The organism is Bacillus sp. NPDC094064, assembly GCF_050279585.1.
Classification (GTDB): Bacteria; Bacillota; Bacilli; order Bacillales; family Bacillaceae_G; genus Bacillus_A.
In genome coordinates, this window is record NZ_JBNNUI010000002.1 from 243,023 (window position 1) to 261,363 (window position 18,341).

The window sequence follows — 18,341 nt, forward strand, 5'->3', positions numbered from 1 at the left end:
ATGGATTTATACCGATTTGAAGCTGTATTAGCGAATAATATCGTTCCGATTGTTGTTGTTGCTCAGAGTGAAGAACAGGCATTTAAGCTTGCGGAGATTGAGCTTGAAAAACATTTTTTACCGTTACCGGAAATAAAGGAGATTTCCTTATTTGAAAAAAAGAAGATTCGAAAAAGCGCAGCCTTTGTTATTCATGAGTAAGGAACATTGAAATATGAAGTAATGAAAACTTCCATTCATATATAAGAATGGAAGTTTCACTTTAATAGTAGAAATGAGGAGAGCTGATGGGAAAAGTATATATCGTTGGAGCGGGCCCTGGGGATCCAGATTTAATCACTGTGAAAGGATTGAAATGTATTGAGAAGGCAGATGTTATTTTATACGACCGTCTTGTGAATAAAGAGTTGCTTTCGTACGCAAAGCCTGAAGCGGATTTAATTTATTGCGGGAAGCTCCCGAATTATCACACGATGAAGCAAGAGACAATTCATACATTTCTTATTAAATACGCAAAAAAAGGAAAAGTTGTAACGCGGTTAAAAGGGGGAGATCCGTTTGTATTTGGTAGAGGCGGAGAAGAAGCTGAAGCGCTAGCAAAACAAGGGATATCATTTGAAATCGTCCCAGGTATTTCCTCTGGAATAGCTGCACCTGCTTATGCGGGGATTCCGGTGACACATCGTGATGCAAGTGCAAGTTTTGCTATTGTGACAGGACATAGGAAAGAAGATGCTGAAGAGGAAGTGAAGTGGGAAAATTTAGCGAAAGGTGTAGAGACTTTAGCGGTATATATGGGGGTTAGTAATTTGCCCTACATATGTGAACAACTTATGAAGCATGGAAAAGATAAAAGTACACCCGCTGCTATTATTGAGCGGGGAACGACATCTATGCAGCGCACAGTTGTTGGGACGTTAGGGACAATTGTAGAGGTTGCGAAAAAAGAGCAAATTCAAAATCCGAGCATGATTGTAATTGGAGAAGTTGTCCGTTTTAGAGAAAAGATTCATTGGTTTGAGAAACAAACGGAAAATGCCTATCAAGTAAGTGGAGTGTTGTAAAATGAAGGCTGTTTTATATATATGTCACGGAAGTCGGTTGAAGGAAGCGAAAGAAGAGGCAATTCAATTTGTTACAGCATGTATGAGTCGTATAGAGGAAACGATTCAAGAAGTTTGTTTTTTAGAGTTAGCGAGTCCCTCTATCGAAGAAGGGTTTCGCGCATGTGTGAAGCGTGGTGCGACAGAGATTATCGCCATTCCTGTATTTTTATTAGCAGCAGGTCACGTGAAAAATGATATTCCGTTTGAATTACAAAAGTTAAATGATCAATATCCTCATATTAAGGTGACTTACGGTAATCCATTCGGTGTATCAAGAACACTTATAAAATCGATATATAAAGAAAGTGGCATTGAAGAATATAAAAATAAAGTGACGCTTTTACTTGTTGCAAGGGGCAGTAGCGATCCTGAAACTTTACAAGATATAAATCGGATCGTTACTTTATTTCAAGCAGAAGAAAAAATTGATAAAGTGGAAGTTTGTTTTTTAGCAGCTGCCGAACCGAAGTTTGAGGATAAATTGAAGGAAGTTGTAGAACGAGAAGAAGAGCATATCGTTGTGTTACCTTATTTGTTATTTACAGGATTACTTATGAAACATATTGAGAAAGAAGTGTGTCAATATGAGTTGGTAGGGATAAAAATAAGTCCGTATTTAGGAAAAAATGAAGCGTTCCAAAATATGTTAATCCAAAAAACGAAGGAAATATTGAAGGGGGATCAATATGTATCCACTTATAGTGCGAGTTGATAAGAAACGTGTTGTTGTCATTGGTGGAGGAAAAGTTGCAGGGTTTAAAATTATTCCTTTACTAAAACAAGGTGCGGATATAGTTGTAATAAGTCTAGAATTAGACGTAAATTTAGTGAAACTTGTGGAGGAGAAGAAAATTCGTTGGTATCAAAGAGAATATGAAAAAAGTGATATTAAAGATGCTTTTTTAGTTGTTGCAGCGAGTAGTGATTCCGTATTAAATGAACAAGTTGCTGAAGATGCAGCAGAGAATCAATTGGTAAATGTTATTACAAACCCCGAAAGTGGTAATGTTCATTTTCCGGCGGCAATTCATCGTGGTTTGCTTAATATAGCGGTTTCTACTGGAGGAGCAAGTCCAAAGCTTGCGAAAAAAATTCGAGATGATATCGCAAATAAATACGATGAAACATACGAAACGTATTTAGAGTTTCTATATGAAGTAAGAATCAAGTTAAAAGAGTTGCAGTTAGAAAAGAGAGAACGACATATATTGCTACAAGAAGTATTGAAATCAGTATATGTGCAAAACGAGGAAAAAAGAGAAAGTTTTTTACGGGAATTAGAGGGGGAAGTTCTACAATAATAAAAAGTAAATTGCACTTTACAAGTGTAAAAATATAATTTATAATCACAAGTAACTTCAATAGATGAAATCGATGAGCAAGAAGAGTACGTATATTTGAGGCGTTCAGAGAGCTGGGGTGAGGTGTGAGCCCGGTACGATAAAATATACAGAATGGGCTTGCGAGAGGTATGCTGAACATTGTAGTAGGCAACCCGGGTTCCGCCGTTAAAAGGATAGAGTATCGGAATTATTCCTGTACTTGAACAAGTGGGATTTATCAATCCAATTGAGGTGGTACCACGGTATTTACATTACATATATCGTCCTCTACATGCATATTTGCGTGTAGGGGACTTTTTTATTTTCTAAAGGAGGTGTGCGAGTATGAAATGAAAGTGTATAATTAGTAAAAGTTTAAATATTCAGAAAAGGAGAAATTATGATGAAAGAAACACAGCAATGGACGTCGAAAATAGGCTTTGTACTCGCAGCAGCCGGAGCCGCAGTAGGTCTTGGTGCAATATGGAAGTTTCCTTATGTTGCAGGTAATGGTGGGGGAGGCGCATTCTTCTTAGTCTTCTTACTGTTAACTTTATTTATTGGAATGCCGTTATTATTAGCAGAATTTGTTATTGGGCGTAGTACACAAAAAGAGGCGGTAACAGCGTATAAGGTGTTAGTGCCAAATAGTAAATTATATCCTTGGATTGGTCGTATGGGAGTTGTTACTTGTTTTAGTGTACTCTCTTTCTATAGTGTTGTAGGCGGATGGATTTTACTGTATTTATACTATAGTGTGACAGGTAGTTTCTGGAATGGTGTTGTCGATTATGGGAAATTGTTTGGTGAAACGATTTCGAATCCAGTAAGTGCGATTGGAGCGCAATTCCTCTTTATGCTTTGTACGATTTTTGTTGTAAGTAAAGGTGTAGAGAAGGGGATAGAGAAGGCAAGTAAGTACATGATGCCGCTATTATTTATTTTATTTATTGCTATCATTATTCGTGCGTTAACGCTTGATGGTGCTATGGCTGGGGTAGAGTTCTTCTTAAAACCAGATTTTTCAAAGCTTACAGCAGATACGATTTTATATGCGATGGGACAATCTTTCTTCTCGCTAACAGTAGGTGCCTCAGTAATGGTAACGTATAGTTCGTATTTGAAGAAAGAGGAACATTTGGCGAAATCAGCAACATCTATTGTAAGTTTAACTGTTTTTATTACAGTGCTTGCAGGATTAGCAATTTTCCCGGCAATTTTCGCGTTAGGAGTTAAGCCAACTGAAGGACCTGGACTATTATTTATCGTTCTTCCTGCTGTATTTGCGAAAATACCATTCGGACAATTTTTCTTTGTTATGTTTTTAGTTTTATTCTTCTTTGCGACCTTAACATCAGCAATTTCGATGCTTGAAATTGTTGTAGCATCTGTTGCGAAAGATAATGAGAAGAAGCGTCCGTCCGCATCATTATTAATTGGTATTCTTATTTTTGCAGTTGGAATTCCATCAGCGTTATCATTTGGGGTTATGAGTGATGTGAAAATATTTGGAAAAACATTCTTTGATTTCGTCGATTTTTCGGTAAGCAATGTGTTGCTGCCGCTAGGGGTACTAGCTATTTCGCTATTTGTACCAAATAAAATGAGCAAAGAGTTACTAATGAAAGAATTAGAAGTAACGGAAACGAAAGGGAAAACGCTATTTAACATTTGGTTCTTCTTACTTCGTTATATTATTCCAGTAACTGTAATCATTGTGTTTTTAAATGCGATAGGTGTATTTAAAATGTTTGCATAAAAAAGACGGGGGAATCCCCGTCTTTTTTATGTTGATGAATGCAATAAACGATTATATGCTTTATAAGCTGTGACGACTGCGATGAATGAACCGATTAAAAATAACGCTGAGCCACCAAATGTAAATAACCGGCCAATGTACGTTTCTCTAGCTTCTTCTATTTCTTGTTGTAATTGTGTATTCATATGAACCACCTCGTAAAATGTAGGCATTTAGTTGTATTCTATGTGGAAGGCCTATATTGTGTGAAGTGTAAATAAAAAACTCGGTATGCACCGAGTTTTTTATAATCCGATATAAGGAGATGGATCAACTGCGTTTGTCTTACCGACATTCCATTCCCCAAGGTGAAGTTCAAAGTGTAAATGTTGTCCGTATGATTGACCGGTATTCCCCATAAATCCAAGCTGATCGCCTTGTTTTACAGTTTGTCCATTCGATACAGAACGGCTGCTCATATGAGCATATACTGTCGTATATGTTTTTCCGTTTATACGGTGAGATAAGTACACAACATTTCCATAACTAGATGATAATTCTGAGCGAATAACGACGCCGTCAGCAGCAGCAACAATAGGTACTGTTCCTGAAGCAGCGATATCAATTCCTTTATGGTTATCTAAAGAACGTGTACCAAATCCTGAAGTTTTCGATCCGGCTGCCGGTTTAATAAATCCGCCAATATTTGTATCGTGTGGTGTCGGGGCGGATTGAGCAGATGCGGTAGCGTGTTTACGAGCTTCTTCAGCCTTGCGTGCCTCTTCAGCTTTACGAGCTTCCTCAGCACGTTTTTCTTCTTCAATTGCTTTTTGAACAGCTTGACGCTGGTTTTCTAAAATACTTTTTGTTTCTTCTAATCCTTCAATCTCTGAGTCTACTTTTGCTACTTTCGTATGTAGATCGTTAATAAAAGTTTGTTGCTGCTGTTGGTTATTTTGTAATTCTTGCTGTTTTTGTACTAATTTTTGCTCAGATTCTTTCAGATGCTGCTCTTTTTTCTCAACAGCTTCTTTTTCTGTCGTTACAGCATCTTGATCAGATGTTTGTTTTTTCACAATATCTGTATCGTTGTTTAATATTAAACTTACGGAGTACATATTATCAACAAGATCAGCAATGTTTGTAGAAGTTGTTAATACCTCTGTAATCATATTTGTACGAGGTTTTTCTTGCATAGATTGTAATCGCTGTTTAATAATTTCCTGACGCGTATCTATGTTTGTTTGTAATTGCTCTATATGTTTCTTTTTTTCAGCAATTACTTGTTGTGTTTTGCTAATTTCTTTTTTCGTATCATTTAATTCAGCTTCGTTTTTATTAATAGAAGTAGTTAATTCGTCGATTTTCTTTTGTAATTCTTGAATTTCTTTTTCTATTTGTTCTTTCTCAACTGATTTATTTTGTAAGTCATTTTGTTTGCCATCTAATTCTGATTGTATGTTAGATAATTTATCTTGATTCGTTTCAGCGTATACAGGTGAAAGTAGGGGAGAAACAAAAATCGTTCCTGCTGCTAAAACACTAAACGCTGCAAATTTCTTTTTCATTGTTGTTTGGCTCCTTTCCCTATGAATGTTATATATCATAAGAAGAGGAGTGTCTATCGCTGTAATCATAATGTAAAGAAAATTTTATAAAATTGCTAAGTTTTGTCGGAATTTATCATCTTTTAAGTTTAATTGTCATAGTAGTTACATTTTTTATAAGTGCAGCAAAGAGAATATATCGTTCCTTTTTTTGTAAAATAAAGGGGGGAAGTGCGTTTGTTTTATATAGTTAAATATTATTGCAAAAGCCAATAAAAAACTGGTAAGGAATCGTTCTCATGTGAGGTTTTCTGACATGGGTTTTGTTTTTGTCAAGAAAATTATTTGCGTTCGGGCAAACTTATTTAGTTGTCAGATTTTAATTTTTGATTTATGATTTTTAACAGAGGCAAAATGTAGTGAATTGTCGAATAATATGTAATACTCTTAATTTCTTAGTTTTATAGATATAGATAGAATGAGAGATAGATAGAGTGACACATCGAGGGGGGTTACAACAAGTATGAAAAAAATAGGACTTGCATGGCAAATATTAATTGGTCTTGCACTAGGTATTGCAGTTGGTGCGATTTTCTTTGATAATCCAGCAGTTGCGAAGTACTTACAGCCAATTGGCGATATTTTCATCCGATTAATTAAAATGATCGTTGTGCCGATTGTTGTAGCAAGTATTGTTGTTGGGGTTGCTGGTGTTGGCGATGTTAAAAAACTAGGCCGACTAGGCGGAAAAACAATTCTTTACTTTGAAATTATTACAACAATTGCAATTATTGTTGGTCTATTAATAGCGAACATTTTCCAACCAGGAAAAGGCGTTGATATGGATCAATTAACAAAAACAGATATTTCTAAATATGCAGAAACAACAGAACAAGTACAAAGTCATTCGTTTGCGGATACATTTGTAAATATTGTTCCAACGAACATCATGAAATCATTAGCTGAAGGTGATATGCTTGCTATTATCTTCTTCTCTGTACTATTTGGTTTAGGTGTAGCAGCAATTGGTGAGCGTGGTAAACCAGTTCTACAATTTTTCCAAGGTGTAGCTGACGCCATGTTTTACGTTACGAACCAAGTTATGAAATTTGCACCATTTGGTGTATTCGCATTAATTGGTGTTACAGTTTCTACATTTGGTCTTTCTTCATTAATTCCATTAGGGAAATTGCTCATTGTAGTATACGGAGCAATGATCTTCTTCGTTGTGGTCGTGTTAGGACTTACAGCGAAAATATTCGGAATTAACATTTTCCAATTCTTTAAGATTTTAAAAGACGAGCTGATCTTAGCGTATTCTACAGCAAGTTCAGAAACAGTTTTACCGAAAATTATGGAGAAAATGGAAAAATTCGGTTGCCCGAAAGCGATTACATCTTTCGTTATTCCGACAGGTTATTCATTTAACTTAGATGGATCAACTTTATATCAAGCAATTGCAGCAATCTTCTTAGCGCAAATGTACAATATTGATTTATCCATTACGGAACAAATTACATTATTACTTGTATTAATGGTTACTTCAAAAGGTATCGCGGGTGTACCGGGCGTATCATTCGTTGTATTATTAGCGACACTTGGTACAGTAGGTATTCCAGCTGAAGGTTTAGCATTCATCGCTGGTATTGACCGTATTTTAGATATGGCTCGTACAGCGGTTAACGTTGTAGGTAACTCTTTAGCAGCTGTAGTTATGTCTAAGTGGGAAGGTCAATATGACGCTGAAAAAGGACAAGCTTATTTAAAAGAGATATCTGAAAAGGGTCAAGCGGCTTAATTATAATATGAAAAAGCTCTCACATAATATGTGAGAGCTTTTCTATATATAGAAGAGGAGCGGACGTAATGAAACGAAAATATGGTGACGGTTCTTCGTGGAAGCGGCTAATAGAGAAAAATTATATAGTCAAGCAAGTTAAAGCAGGTATGTTAGGGATATTAGATATAAAAAAAGTGAGAGAGCCTAGTTATAAAGAATACAATGGTAAAGAGCTTTGTATTGCAGATGACGGGTATACATGGATGCAATATTTTATAAGCGGGAAAAACTTTGCTATTACAGCTATGTTAGACGATCAACAAAAATTAGTGCAATATTATATTGACGTAGCGAAGGAATATGAAATAGACGAACGTGGTTTACCTTATTTTGATGATTTATATTTAGATGTAGTATTGTTACCAAATGGTGAAATATATGTATTGGATGAAGATGAGTTAGAGGATGCTTATAAAAATGACGATGTTACAAAGGAAGAATATGAGTTAGCTTGGCATACAACAAAATGGATAATAGATACAATAAAAAAGAGTGAATTTTATTGGATTTCAATATTGGAAGAAGAAATAAAAAAGTTAAAATGATTATTGCATTCAAATTTTTGTATAATTACCAAAAAAATCTATACAAAAAATAATTGACTTTTGTTTTGTAAGCAAGTAAAGTTAGGGAAGAAATTATTATTAAAAAATAAATATGAAACCTTCTTATAAAGAGAGGCGGAGGGACTGGCCCTACGATGCCTCGGCAGCGGACTCGATTTCAGAGTGCTGTGCCAAATCCAGCAAGCATGTGCTTGAAAGATGAGAAGAGTGTTTCTTATAGATGTATAAGACCTCTTCTCATTGGAAGAGGTCTTTTGTTATTCATTAGAAAAAGGTTGAAACTAGGGAGAGATGGTACTTTGAAAGAAACGAGAGGAAATGGTTTGGCTTTATTACCGCTTGGGATATTTTTGGCGCTATTTATTGGTTCTGGAATTATTACAGGTGATTTCTATAAATTGCCGATACTTGTAGCAATTTCAATTGCTGTAGGAGTCGCTTTAGCGATGAATCGTAAAGAAAGCTTTAATGTAAAAGTGGAACGATTTGCTAAAGGTGCAGGGAACCCAGATATTATGATTATGGTTCTGATTTTTGTACTTGCAGGAGCGTTTTCTGAAACAGCAAAAGGGATGGGCGGCGTTGATTCTACAGTTAACTTAGCGTTATCAATTTTACCGCAAGGATTTATCGTAGCTGGAATTTTTGTTATAGGGGCATTTATTTCATTAGCGATGGGTACTTCAATGGGAACAATTGCTGCGTTAGCACCAATTGCTGTAGGTATTAGTGGGCAAACTGATATCTCAATTGCACTTACGATGGCTACGGTTGTTGGTGGAGCGATGTTTGGTGATAATTTATCATTTATTTCAGATACAACAATCGCAGCTGTACGTTCACAAGGAACAGAAATGAAAGATAAGTTTAAAACGAACTTTTTAATTGTATTACCAGCCGCTATCATTACAATTGTACTATTAGTAATGATTACTTTAGGTAATGATACAGACATTAAAGCTCATAGCTTTGACTGGATAAAGATTTTACCGTATGCAGGAGTACTTATTACAGCGCTACTTGGCTGGAATGTACTTATTGTGTTAACTGGTGGAACTGTATTATCCGGCGTTATTGGTCTTTTAGATGGCAGTTACACGTTAGAGAGTTTCTTTAAAAGTGTAACGACTGGAATAGGCGGTATGATGGAGTTAGTATTACTTGCTATTTTAATTGGTGGTATGGTCGAACTGATTCAATATAATGGTGGCATTCAATATTTAATGAATCTTTTAACACGTAATATTCGTTCGAAAAAAGGAGCAGAGTTTGGTATTGCTGGCTTAGTGAGTATGACGAATATGTGTACAGCGAATAATACGATTTCTATTATCTTTACAGGTCCGCTTGCGAAAAACATTGCAGATCAATATGAAATTGATCCTCGTAAATCAGCGAGTGTACTAGATCTTTTCTCATGTTGTGTGCAAGGGTTAATTCCGTATGGTGCGCAAATGTTAACGGCAGCAGGATTTGCGGCTTTATCTCCGATTGAATTGTTACCATATGCGTTTTATCCAATCTTAGTTGGAGTATGTGGAATCATTTCTATATTAATCGGTTTCCCGAGGTTTTCTAAAGTGGCGGGAAAGAAAGAGTATCATAAAACAGCATAATTAAAAATGAAGTTTATTAATAGTAACGAAAGCCGTACAGGGAATATTCTCTGTACGGCTTTTTATGTGTAATAAAAAAGTAAATCAGTCTATCCCGCCATATGTTTTTACGAAAGGCTGAATGCAACTCGGTCTTAAGTCTGAGTCGAAAACGGTTCTTAAGCTCGTTATGGAAAGATGAAAAAATAGTTAAGATAAGAGTATCAAATCGAAGGGAGGCAAGCACAAGATGAAACAATTTCTAGCGTTTATCGCGGCCGGTATTTTGGCTCTAATTGCTCTTGGTAGTCTTGCTGGTATTGTAGGATTCGCAATCGGAGCAGGAGTAGTGTACTGGAGCTACAAATCATTTGTGCGAGCACAATCATTTTTTGGAAAGTTAGCTTGGGGTATTGTCGGTTTAATCGGCTTGTCAATTGCCCTATCACATTCACCAGCATTAATCGGTATCGCTGCTTTAGTAGTTTTATACTATGGATACCGTGAGTGGAAAAAAGAAAAAAATGTAGTTGTTGACGCTGCTTCAGAAAGTTCTAAACCATATAGCAACTTTGAAGATGAGTGGAACAAATTAATGAAAAACTAAAACAATAAATCAAATTATAAATAAAGTAGAAGAGAGGAAGATTTATAATGAAACAATCTTTATTCGGACGTGTACGCGATGCAATTTTAGCTGATTTTCATAACGTGTTAGATGAGAAAGAAAGAAAAAATCCAATTGCTATGTTAAACCAATATTTACGTGATAGTGAGCGTGAAATAACAAAAATTGAGAAGCTAATTCAGCGTCATAAAACATTAAAATCTAACTTCGCTCGTGAGCTTGAGCAAGCACGCTATTTTGTTAATAAAAGATCAAAGCAAGCTGTTATTGCTCAAGAAGCAGGCGAATTACAATTGCACGAGCGTGCGTTAGAAGAGGTAGCTTATTATGAAGGGCAAGTAACTCGATTAGAAGAAATGTATGCAGGTGTTGTAGAGCAGATTGATGAGTTAGAGCGTCGTCTTTCCGAAATGAAAAATAAATTAAAAGAAATGCATGCAAAGCGTATGGAACTAATGGCACGTGAAAATATGGCACATGCAAATCGTCGTATGAATACTGCTATGCATAAAATGGATGAAAATAATCCGTTCTTACGATTTGAAGAAATTGAAGATCACATTCGTGACTTAGAGACTCGTATGAATGAGGAGCATGAGCGTGACACATTTGATATGAAAATTGCAAAGCTTGAGCGTGAAATGAAAGAAAAAAGTGAAGTGTCGTTAACGAAGGAAGTAACAAAATAATTGTAGTATATTATAAAACAGGCTTATGATATAGTGATAGGAGAAAAGGTGTTGGAAAGCAATGCCTTTTCTTCTATGTATATGTAACGAAGAGGGGAGGAGCTGAAATGAAAAAGCAATTTTCAAAAACGCAATTAATGGGGATGCTCCTCATCATATTTGGATTCGGTCTTTTTCTTGATATGATACTTGGACATTTTGAACCAGGTGGTCTAATTTTTGCATTTATTATGATTATGTTTGGAAGGCATTATCGTAAGAAAAATCGTTATGTTAGGGGAAATGTATTTTTATTTGTTGGCGGTATAGTATTCTTATTCTTTTTATTCTCATCAGCAGCCTTTGTACTCGTAGTATTTGCTTGTTTAGCTTTAATTGGTTATCAACTGATTCAGCAAGGACAGCAGCAAAAAGCAATGAAGGTTGAAATTAAAGAAAAAGGATATATAAATGAAGAGAAGCAAATATATCGCACAGAGCCATATTTGAAAAATATGTTTGTAGGTAATGTCCGAATGATGGATCATATTTATGAACTTGAGGATATTAATGTTCAATATGGTGCTTGTGATGTTGAAATTGATTTAACGAATGCGATGATTCCAGAAGGAGAGACAGTAATTGTTATTCGAGGTGTTGTTGGGAACATTCGTTTATATGTGCCGTACGATATTGAATTGTCTTTAAACCACTCTGTTATTGTTGGACGGGTGTTATTACCAGGACATGAAGAAACAGGATTTAACCGTAATGTTACATTTAGAACAGAGCAATATAAAGAAGCTCCTCGCCGTATTAAAATTATTTCTTCGCTTGTCGTAGGCGATACGGAAGTGAGGAAAGTATAATGAAGAAACAAAAAAATATTTCGTGGATGTATATTCGTTATTCTATGTTGTCCTCTGTTAGTATCGCACTTATCTGTATAATTGTATATGTATGGAAAAGTGAACAACAAGTTTATGATTTACTATGGAAAGAATCCATCGCTTCTGTTCCAATTGGCTTGTTTATTATGACTACAAGTTTACTTATCGGGGGAATTGTAGGGTATGCAATCGGTTATTATATAGAGCAGCGTATACAAGGATTAAATACGTTTCTATTTGAAGTAGAACGAGGGAATTTTCCGAGTGATGTTTCGTTTACTGCGGACGATGAATTTCATGAAGTGGAACGAAAAGTAATTGTTCTTGCTCGTCGATTAGAGGAGCAAGCGGGACTATTTCAAAAAGTAACGAATGAACGAGCTCATTGGAATGAAGAGATGAGGCAAGAAGCGATTTCTCAAGAAAGGCATCGATTAGCGAGGGAATTGCATGATTCAGTAAGTCAGCAGCTTTTTGCAATGTCGATGATGATGTCAGCGATTAATGAACAAGTGGTTGAATTTCCAGATACGACAAAAAAACAATTACAGCTTGTTGAAAATATGGTTGTAAATGCCCAATCAGAAATGAGGGCATTATTGCTTCATCTACGTCCTGTACAATTAGAAGGTAAAAAACTGACTGAAGGTATAGAAGAGTTGTTAACGGAATTATCGCGAAAACAACATATGAAAATTGAATGGCTTATCGAACCTATTGAATTAAAAAAAGGTGTAGAAGACCATTTATTCCGTATTGTGCAAGAAGCGCTATCAAATACGTTACGACATGCGAAAGCAAAGAAAACGGAAGTACGTCTTCGGAAAATTGATCAATATGCGATATTAAAAATCATTGATGATGGTGTTGGATTTGAAGTAGGAGTTAATAAGGCAGGTTCATATGGTTTAAGATCTATGCAAGAGCGTGTTCACGAAATCGGTGGGACGCTAAAAGTGCTTAGTTTTCCAAAAAAAGGTACGCAAATTGAAGTGAAAGTACCAATTATGATTGAGAAAGGGGGAGAAGTATGATTAAAGTGTTGTTAGTTGATGATCATGAAATGGTTCGCATGGGTGTATCAGCGTATTTATCAACCCAGCCAGATATTGAAGTAGTTGGAGAAGCCGAAAATGGAAGAAAAGGTTCAGAGCTAGCACTGCAATTAAGGCCAGATATTATTTTAATGGATCTTGTCATGGATGATATGGATGGAGTTGAAGCAACAAGGGCTATTATTCAAGAGTGGCCAGAAGCGAAAATTGTTGTTGTAACGAGTTTTTTAGATGATGAAAAATTGTATCCTGTTATTGAGGCCGGAGCAACAAGTTATTTATTAAAAACATCAAGAGCAAGTGATATTGCGGACGCTGTACGAGCTACTTATGATGGAGAAACCGTATTAGAGCCGAAAGTCACTGGTAAAATGATGTCGCGTATGCGCCAGAAGAAGGAACAACCTTTGCATGAAGATTTAACAGAAAGAGAATATGAAATTTTGTTATTAATTGCAGAGGGGAAAAGTAATCAGGAAGTTGCAGATGAACTATTTATCGCTCTAAAAACAGTGAAAACACATGTGAGTAATATTTTAAATAAGTTACATGTAAGTGACCGAACACAAGCGGTTATTTATGCATTTAGACATCAATTGACGAAATGATAAGAGGCTTTGGCTATTCATCTTGCCAAAGCTCTTTATTGACGATAACTTATGTAAGCGTTATCATTATAGTGTTAACAGTACATACAAAGGGGAGAATGTATATGTTAGTCCAAACAATATTTGGAATGGATCAATCGAAAAAATTAGGGGATTATGTGAACGCATTACAAGCGCTTTGTGAGCAATATAATGTTGAGACAGATCGAATTGCTATTATTGAAGCAACAGAAGAGTATTATTTATTTTTAGTAAAGCAAGAAGATTGCTATGATGTTGTTAAAGTAGAAACAGTTGATACAAATATTGATTTTTATACGAAAGCGTATAAAATAAGCAGTTTTAATCATAGTGCTTATCAAATGTAAAAAAACTCCCATAAGGGAGTTTTTTTTACGATGCTTTTGCTTCATGAGAGTCGGCTATTAGTGGGACTTTTTTTGCACCGCTTAGTTTAGCGATAGTAAATCCGATAAGAGCTCCAGCTAATGCTGGTACGAGCCAGCCGATTCCTTCATTATATAAAGGAATAAGTTCAAAATAGGACGTGATAAATGAAACAGGAATCCCACCTTGTTTTAATCCATCAAATACGCTCACAACTGCTGCTCCAATTAATGCACATACATATACAGAGCGATATCCACCGAAATATTTATGAAGTAGCGATAGTAGAACGAGTACAATCGCAATTGGATATACAACAAGTAAAATAGGAAGAGAGATTGTAATAAGTTTTGTTAAACCTAAGTTGGCAACTAGTAGTCCTAAAAAGCAAATGATACTTGCAAACATTTTGTATGAAAATTTTGTCAATAATGTTGAGAAATATTGACTGCATGCAGATACAAGTCCAACGCATGTCGTTAGGCAAGCGAGTGTAACGATAAGTGATAGTAGAAGCAGACCAGATGGACCAAGTAGTTGCTGCACGATAACAGTAAGCAGCTGTCCACCATTTTTTGCGTATCCGAGAGAGACGCTAGTCGCACCTAGCCAGCCAAGTGCACCATATACAAGTACGAGCCCAGTAGCGGCAATTAGCCCTGCTTTTGCTGTTGCGATGGCAATGGATTTGCGATCATTCACACCTTTAGAACGAATGGCATTTACAACGATAATGCCAAATGCAAGTGCTGAAATGGTATCCATCGTTAAGTATCCTTCCATGAAACCTTTGAAGAGTGGAGAAGTTTGATACTCTTGCATTGCTGGTCCTGATTGCCCGAGTGGTGTAAATACACTTTTAACAAATAATAAGAAAATAGAGAATAATAAAATAGGTGTTAATATATTTCCGATACGGTCGACGAGCTTAGAAGGATTTAAACTAAGCCAAAATACGATAGCAAAGAAGATGACTGTGTATAAAAATAGCGCTAGGCTGCTAGAACGAATCGTTTCAGGCAAGAAAGAACTAATTCCCATTTCATAAGCGACGTTAGCGACGCGCGGAATGCCCATAGATGGACCGATTGCAATGTATACAACTACAGTAAAGAAGATTCCGAATAATGGGTGAACATGACTTGCAAGTTGTTGCATGCCATTTCCTGATAAAGAAATAGCAATAACAGTTAATAATGGTAAGCCGACTCCTGTTAGTAAAAATCCAATCATTGCCGGCCAAAAGTTTTCACCAGCATTTTGTCCAAGCATGGGAGGGAAAATTAAATTACCTGCCCCAAAAAATAAAGAAAATAGCATAAGACCCGTGGAAAAAATATGTTTTTTTGATACAGTGTTCATTGTTTTTTCCTCCTTTTTTTAAATTCATTTGTGAGAACACAAAAAACTCGTCCCTCAAGAAAGGGACGAGTTATATTTACCCGCGATACCACCCTAATTTATACATGTAGAAATAGATCTATATGTATACGGCTTTGCAACGTACAACATGATACGTGTTCCTTGTAACGGTGGACAGCCGGTAAGAACTTACTGTGAAATTCGGTTCTACTTCTCGGAGATGATTTTCGGTTACGCGCTGAACGTTGGCTTGCAGCAAATCGCCAACTCTCTGGGGAACAGTTCTATAACGTACTCGTTCTCGTCAATGAATTTTTATTTAAGTATTCTGACAGTATTGTCACATGATTTTTTTAGAAAGTCAACATATTTTTTTGTGTTCATTTGGATATTGAAATGTAGTCGATTACATAAACTACTTGAAGGGAATAGATTTCTAAAATGATCTTGTAAAAGAGAAGTGAAAATTTGTAGGTAATTGTAAAAATTGTGGAGAAAATTGATATTTATAGGAGTGAAGAAGGGATTAGTTGAATTTATAGAGAATAATACAACAATCCACTTGCTGGAAAGAACAAACCAAAAGAGGTGACTGAAATGCTTGCGATGGGAGTATTATTTGGCATTATTGCTATAATTGGTTTTATGTGGTTATATTATTCGCGTTCGTTTAAACAAGCAGAAGTTTTACTCTTTCAAAAAGGTAGTTTGTTGACAAATCAGTCTAGATATTTAGTATGTCCGAAGTGTGGAAGTGCACAGGCCAGAAGTGGAGGATATCAAGAGTGTTGCAAAATTAGATTATGAAAGAAGGAAGCCTCACATTATTTTGTGAGGCTTCCTTCCTTACAATTTCATGGCGCTCCAAATTGTCCAACGATCTCTTTCGATAATAGGAGAGACGTTTTGTAATGCGATTTGAATTTGGTGTAGAAGTTGAGAAAGTTCATAATCTGTTAATTCGTATAGAATGGATCGACCCGTTCGAGGAGATAAATCCTGTAGCAATGCTTCTACAGAATCATGTATTTTTCGTATTTCCCATTGTGTTTGAGTAGGGAATACACGAAGAGAATATTTTTGTAATTCTTGCTGTATAGTGTTAGTTTTTGGCCTTCTATTTGATTCGGTTTCAATGAGTTTTGGAAATGCTGAGAAAAAATATCCGCGAATGTGTTCGGGACTTCCGGGAATTGTACAATCTTCAATAGTTCTGTCTTGTAAAATAAGTACACCGTTTTTCTTTAATATACGGGAAGCTTCACGTAGAAATGTAGGAATGTCTTGTAAATGATGAATCACTGCGCGCGAAATAACAAGGTCGAATGTTTCATTAGGATAGGGGATACTATGTGCATCACCTTGAATGAATGAAATATTTGGAACGCCGCTACAATTTTCTTTTGCGGCTTGTAATATTTCTCTTGAAAAATCAAGTCCAACAACACTTTTGGCTCCCATATGAGCAAGTTCTTTCGTATAAATCCCACCGCCACAGCCGATATCAATTATTTGCTTGTTTTGTATATTTGTAATATTTTTTATCATTTCTCTCCAAGAAATATGGGCGTTTCGCTGTGCGTATGTGTATTTATTATTTGCATCGTGAAAATTAATGGACATGAAAAAGACCTCCTTTCAATGCTTAGTATAGCTTATTTTATAGTGTTTCACGTTTTTGTTTTTTATATGAAGATTATAAGAATTTCTTATTGTAAAAGGAGGATTAAGTTGAAAAGGAAATATGTATTGTTGTTATTTGCTATGTTACTAGCTTCTTGTAGTCAAATGGAGCAAAAAAAAGAAACAAAAAAAGTGGAGGAGACGGTGAACGAAGTGAAAGAAACCATAGGGGTAACCGTTATACAAAAAAAACATAAAGAGAAAAAGTTACAGGAATCAGAAGCTAAAATAGTAATAGATATTATGGATAAAGCTGAGAAACAAGAAATAACAGGTAGCTTCGGTGAACCTGAATATGAAATACAAATTAGTAGAGATGGGAAAAAAGAAACATATTATGCATGGCTAAGAGGAGAAGATAGACGAGGATGGGTACAACATAAGAAAGCTATGTATATGCTGAATAAAAAAGATACGGAAAAGCTTTTGGCTATATTTCCAAATGTTTCAGAACAAAAAGAAGATGAGATGCAGGTAGGTCCGTTAACGGAAATAACAAAAAAAGATTTGCAGATTACCGCGTTCCATATTAAAGCGGGCAATCAAAAAGTGAATTATACGGTACAGTATACGATTTCACAATCATTATACAACAAGCTAGAGAAGGAACAAGAATATTATTTGCAAGTCATTTTCCCAGAAAAAGTTCAAAAATTAATTGGAGCAAAAGAGAGTGAAAAAATTTTAGGTGAAAAGGTAAAGGAAGGGTATAAACAGTATGAATTGCATGCTACTGTTCCGATACAAGATGCTTCAGAATCACAATTAAAGTCATTAGAAACATATTATGAAAATTATGATTTGAAAATATTTAATAGTAAAAAAGAAAAAATAGGTGTTTTTCAAAATATCATTCAAATTGTTAAAGAGTATGGTGAAAAAATGAATTTACAAAGATAAAATGAAACTTTAATTAGTTCTTACGGATTGAGAGGAATATAAACACGTCAAGTCCATATGGCCTTTCCTAGGAAATGATAATAGAGAGGGGAAAACACCCCTCTCTATTACTTTACTTTTGCAGATGGCTCATTCATTGATTTTCGTGTAATAAGAAAAGAAATCATAAGAGCGGAAAGGATGATAAGGGCAATAAATACGTGATTGGGCAACAAATCTAATAATAATACGTAACTAACGGTATAAAAAATAAGAGTTGAAGCTAAAAACGATAGAGCGCCTATTATGAGAGATTGTAAATTCAATGGTGTGCACCTCCTTTTATTTATATTTTTGGCTAAAAATGGATTAAATAAACATTATTTCTAACAATAGAAAAAAATATGTCATAATAGAGAAAAGAACAAGCTTTGATGAATGAATATGATTCATTAATGAGAGATAAA

Annotated in this window: 21 protein-coding genes, 1 riboswitch and 2 other annotated features; of the genes, 16 read left to right on the forward strand and 5 right to left on the reverse strand. The window is 35.5% G+C overall.

Features of this window, described 5'->3' with window-relative positions:
• The 5 genes from ACQKNI_RS05855 to ACQKNI_RS05875 all read left to right on the forward strand — a co-directional run bounded on the left by ACQKNI_RS05855 (nt 1) and on the right by ACQKNI_RS05875 (nt 4,187).
• Complete coding sequence (locus tag ACQKNI_RS05855) at nt 1-201, forward strand: DUF3906 family protein (protein WP_071709835.1); 201 nt, start codon at nt 1-3, stop codon at nt 199-201.
• Between the two features lie 86 nt (nt 202-287).
• Entirely contained in the window at nt 288-1,064 is a 777-nt protein-coding gene (cobA, locus tag ACQKNI_RS05860; protein ID WP_098882524.1) for a uroporphyrinogen-III C-methyltransferase, read from the forward strand.
• A 1-nt stretch (nt 1,065) separates the two neighbouring features.
• The gene (locus tag ACQKNI_RS05865) at nt 1,066-1,818 is read left to right on the forward strand and encodes a sirohydrochlorin chelatase (RefSeq protein ID WP_427282266.1); all 753 of its coding nucleotides are present in this window, start codon (nt 1,066-1,068) and stop codon (nt 1,816-1,818) included.
• Nucleotides 1,793-2,407, forward strand: coding sequence for an NAD(P)-binding protein (locus ACQKNI_RS05870; protein WP_427282267.1), 615 nt, complete (start codon nt 1,793-1,795; stop codon nt 2,405-2,407). The genes ACQKNI_RS05865 and ACQKNI_RS05870 overlap by 26 nt, the downstream gene beginning before the upstream one ends.
• Before the next feature lie 64 nt (nt 2,408-2,471).
• Nucleotides 2,472-2,720: a binding site (T-box leader), on the forward strand.
• Between the two features lie 111 nt (nt 2,721-2,831).
• A complete protein-coding gene (locus ACQKNI_RS05875) occupies nt 2,832-4,187 on the forward strand; it encodes a sodium-dependent transporter (RefSeq protein ID WP_140417418.1) in 1,356 nt (451 codons plus the stop codon).
• A 26-nt stretch (nt 4,188-4,213) separates the two neighbouring features.
• Here the strand turns inward: ACQKNI_RS05875 and ACQKNI_RS05880 are convergent, their stop codons facing one another.
• Together ACQKNI_RS05880 and ACQKNI_RS05885 are read right to left on the reverse strand one after the other, a co-directional pair.
• Nucleotides 4,214-4,372, reverse strand: a complete 159-nt coding sequence (locus tag ACQKNI_RS05880; RefSeq protein ID WP_170933774.1) for a hypothetical protein — start codon at nt 4,370-4,372, stop codon at nt 4,214-4,216.
• 99 nt (nt 4,373-4,471) lie between these two features.
• Nucleotides 4,472-5,734, reverse strand: a complete 1,263-nt coding sequence (locus tag ACQKNI_RS05885; RefSeq protein ID WP_427282268.1) for a murein hydrolase activator EnvC family protein — start codon at nt 5,732-5,734, stop codon at nt 4,472-4,474.
• Nucleotides 5,735-6,236: 502 nt separating this feature from the next.
• Here ACQKNI_RS05885 and gltP point away from each other — a divergent pair.
• From gltP to ACQKNI_RS05930, 9 genes are all read left to right on the forward strand, one after another.
• On the forward strand, nt 6,237-7,511 hold the full coding sequence (gene gltP / locus ACQKNI_RS05890; RefSeq protein ID WP_088231643.1) for a glutamate/aspartate:proton symporter GltP: 1,275 nt from the start codon (nt 6,237-6,239) through the stop codon (nt 7,509-7,511).
• 68 nt (nt 7,512-7,579) lie between these two features.
• The gene (locus ACQKNI_RS05895) at nt 7,580-8,098 is read left to right on the forward strand and encodes a DUF402 domain-containing protein (protein WP_098357332.1); all 519 of its coding nucleotides are present in this window, start codon (nt 7,580-7,582) and stop codon (nt 8,096-8,098) included.
• 120 nt (nt 8,099-8,218) lie between these two features.
• Nucleotides 8,219-8,324: riboswitch (SAM riboswitch) on the forward strand.
• Between the two features lie 94 nt (nt 8,325-8,418).
• The gene (locus ACQKNI_RS05900) at nt 8,419-9,735 is read left to right on the forward strand and encodes a Na+/H+ antiporter NhaC family protein (RefSeq protein ID WP_098252625.1); all 1,317 of its coding nucleotides are present in this window, start codon (nt 8,419-8,421) and stop codon (nt 9,733-9,735) included.
• Nucleotides 9,736-9,964: 229 nt separating this feature from the next.
• Nucleotides 9,965-10,321, forward strand: coding sequence for a flagellar basal body rod protein (locus tag ACQKNI_RS05905; protein ID WP_088231640.1), 357 nt, complete (start codon nt 9,965-9,967; stop codon nt 10,319-10,321).
• Between the two features lie 47 nt (nt 10,322-10,368).
• Complete coding sequence (locus ACQKNI_RS05910) at nt 10,369-11,031, forward strand: PspA/IM30 family protein (RefSeq protein WP_088231639.1); 663 nt, start codon at nt 10,369-10,371, stop codon at nt 11,029-11,031.
• A 107-nt stretch (nt 11,032-11,138) separates the two neighbouring features.
• On the forward strand, nt 11,139-11,879 hold the full coding sequence (gene liaF / locus ACQKNI_RS05915) for a cell wall-active antibiotics response protein LiaF (protein WP_088231638.1): 741 nt from the start codon (nt 11,139-11,141) through the stop codon (nt 11,877-11,879).
• Nucleotides 11,879-12,934, forward strand: coding sequence for a sensor histidine kinase (locus ACQKNI_RS05920; protein WP_088231637.1), 1,056 nt, complete (start codon nt 11,879-11,881; stop codon nt 12,932-12,934). Before liaF ends, ACQKNI_RS05920 begins: the two co-directional genes overlap by 1 nt.
• A complete protein-coding gene (locus ACQKNI_RS05925; protein ID WP_088231636.1) occupies nt 12,931-13,563 on the forward strand; it encodes a response regulator in 633 nt (210 codons plus the stop codon). Before ACQKNI_RS05920 ends, ACQKNI_RS05925 begins: the two co-directional genes overlap by 4 nt.
• Complete coding sequence (locus ACQKNI_RS05930) at nt 13,560-13,931, forward strand: DUF3922 domain-containing protein (protein ID WP_140417417.1); 372 nt, start codon at nt 13,560-13,562, stop codon at nt 13,929-13,931. Before ACQKNI_RS05925 ends, ACQKNI_RS05930 begins: the two co-directional genes overlap by 4 nt.
• A gap of 25 nt (nt 13,932-13,956) precedes the next feature.
• Here the strand turns inward: ACQKNI_RS05930 and brnQ3 are convergent, their stop codons facing one another.
• Nucleotides 13,957-15,312 (reverse strand): branched-chain amino acid transport system II carrier protein BrnQ3, encoded by a 1,356-nt coding sequence (gene brnQ3, locus ACQKNI_RS05935; RefSeq protein WP_088231634.1) that lies wholly within the window; start codon nt 15,310-15,312, stop codon nt 13,957-13,959.
• Nucleotides 15,313-15,370: 58 nt separating this feature from the next.
• Nucleotides 15,371-15,629 (reverse strand) — a binding site (T-box leader).
• A 280-nt stretch (nt 15,630-15,909) separates the two neighbouring features.
• Between brnQ3 and ACQKNI_RS05940 the strand changes: the two genes are divergently transcribed.
• Nucleotides 15,910-16,119: a hypothetical protein gene (locus ACQKNI_RS05940; protein ID WP_000880630.1), complete on the forward strand. Its 210-nt coding sequence runs from the start codon at nt 15,910-15,912 to the stop codon at nt 16,117-16,119.
• 39 nt (nt 16,120-16,158) lie between these two features.
• Here ACQKNI_RS05940 and ACQKNI_RS05945 read toward each other — a convergent pair whose 3' ends face one another.
• Nucleotides 16,159-16,935, reverse strand: coding sequence for a class I SAM-dependent methyltransferase (locus ACQKNI_RS05945; RefSeq protein WP_088231633.1), 777 nt, complete (start codon nt 16,933-16,935; stop codon nt 16,159-16,161).
• A gap of 108 nt (nt 16,936-17,043) precedes the next feature.
• On the opposite strand from ACQKNI_RS05945, the gene ACQKNI_RS05950 reads away from it, so the two are divergent.
• Nucleotides 17,044-17,895 (forward strand): hypothetical protein, encoded by an 852-nt coding sequence (locus ACQKNI_RS05950; RefSeq protein ID WP_098252627.1) that lies wholly within the window; start codon nt 17,044-17,046, stop codon nt 17,893-17,895.
• 107 nt (nt 17,896-18,002) lie between these two features.
• On the opposite strand, the gene ACQKNI_RS05955 is transcribed toward ACQKNI_RS05950, so the two are convergent.
• A complete protein-coding gene (locus ACQKNI_RS05955; protein ID WP_001053354.1) occupies nt 18,003-18,200 on the reverse strand; it encodes a hypothetical protein in 198 nt (65 codons plus the stop codon).
• Nucleotides 18,201-18,341 lie beyond the last annotated feature (141 nt).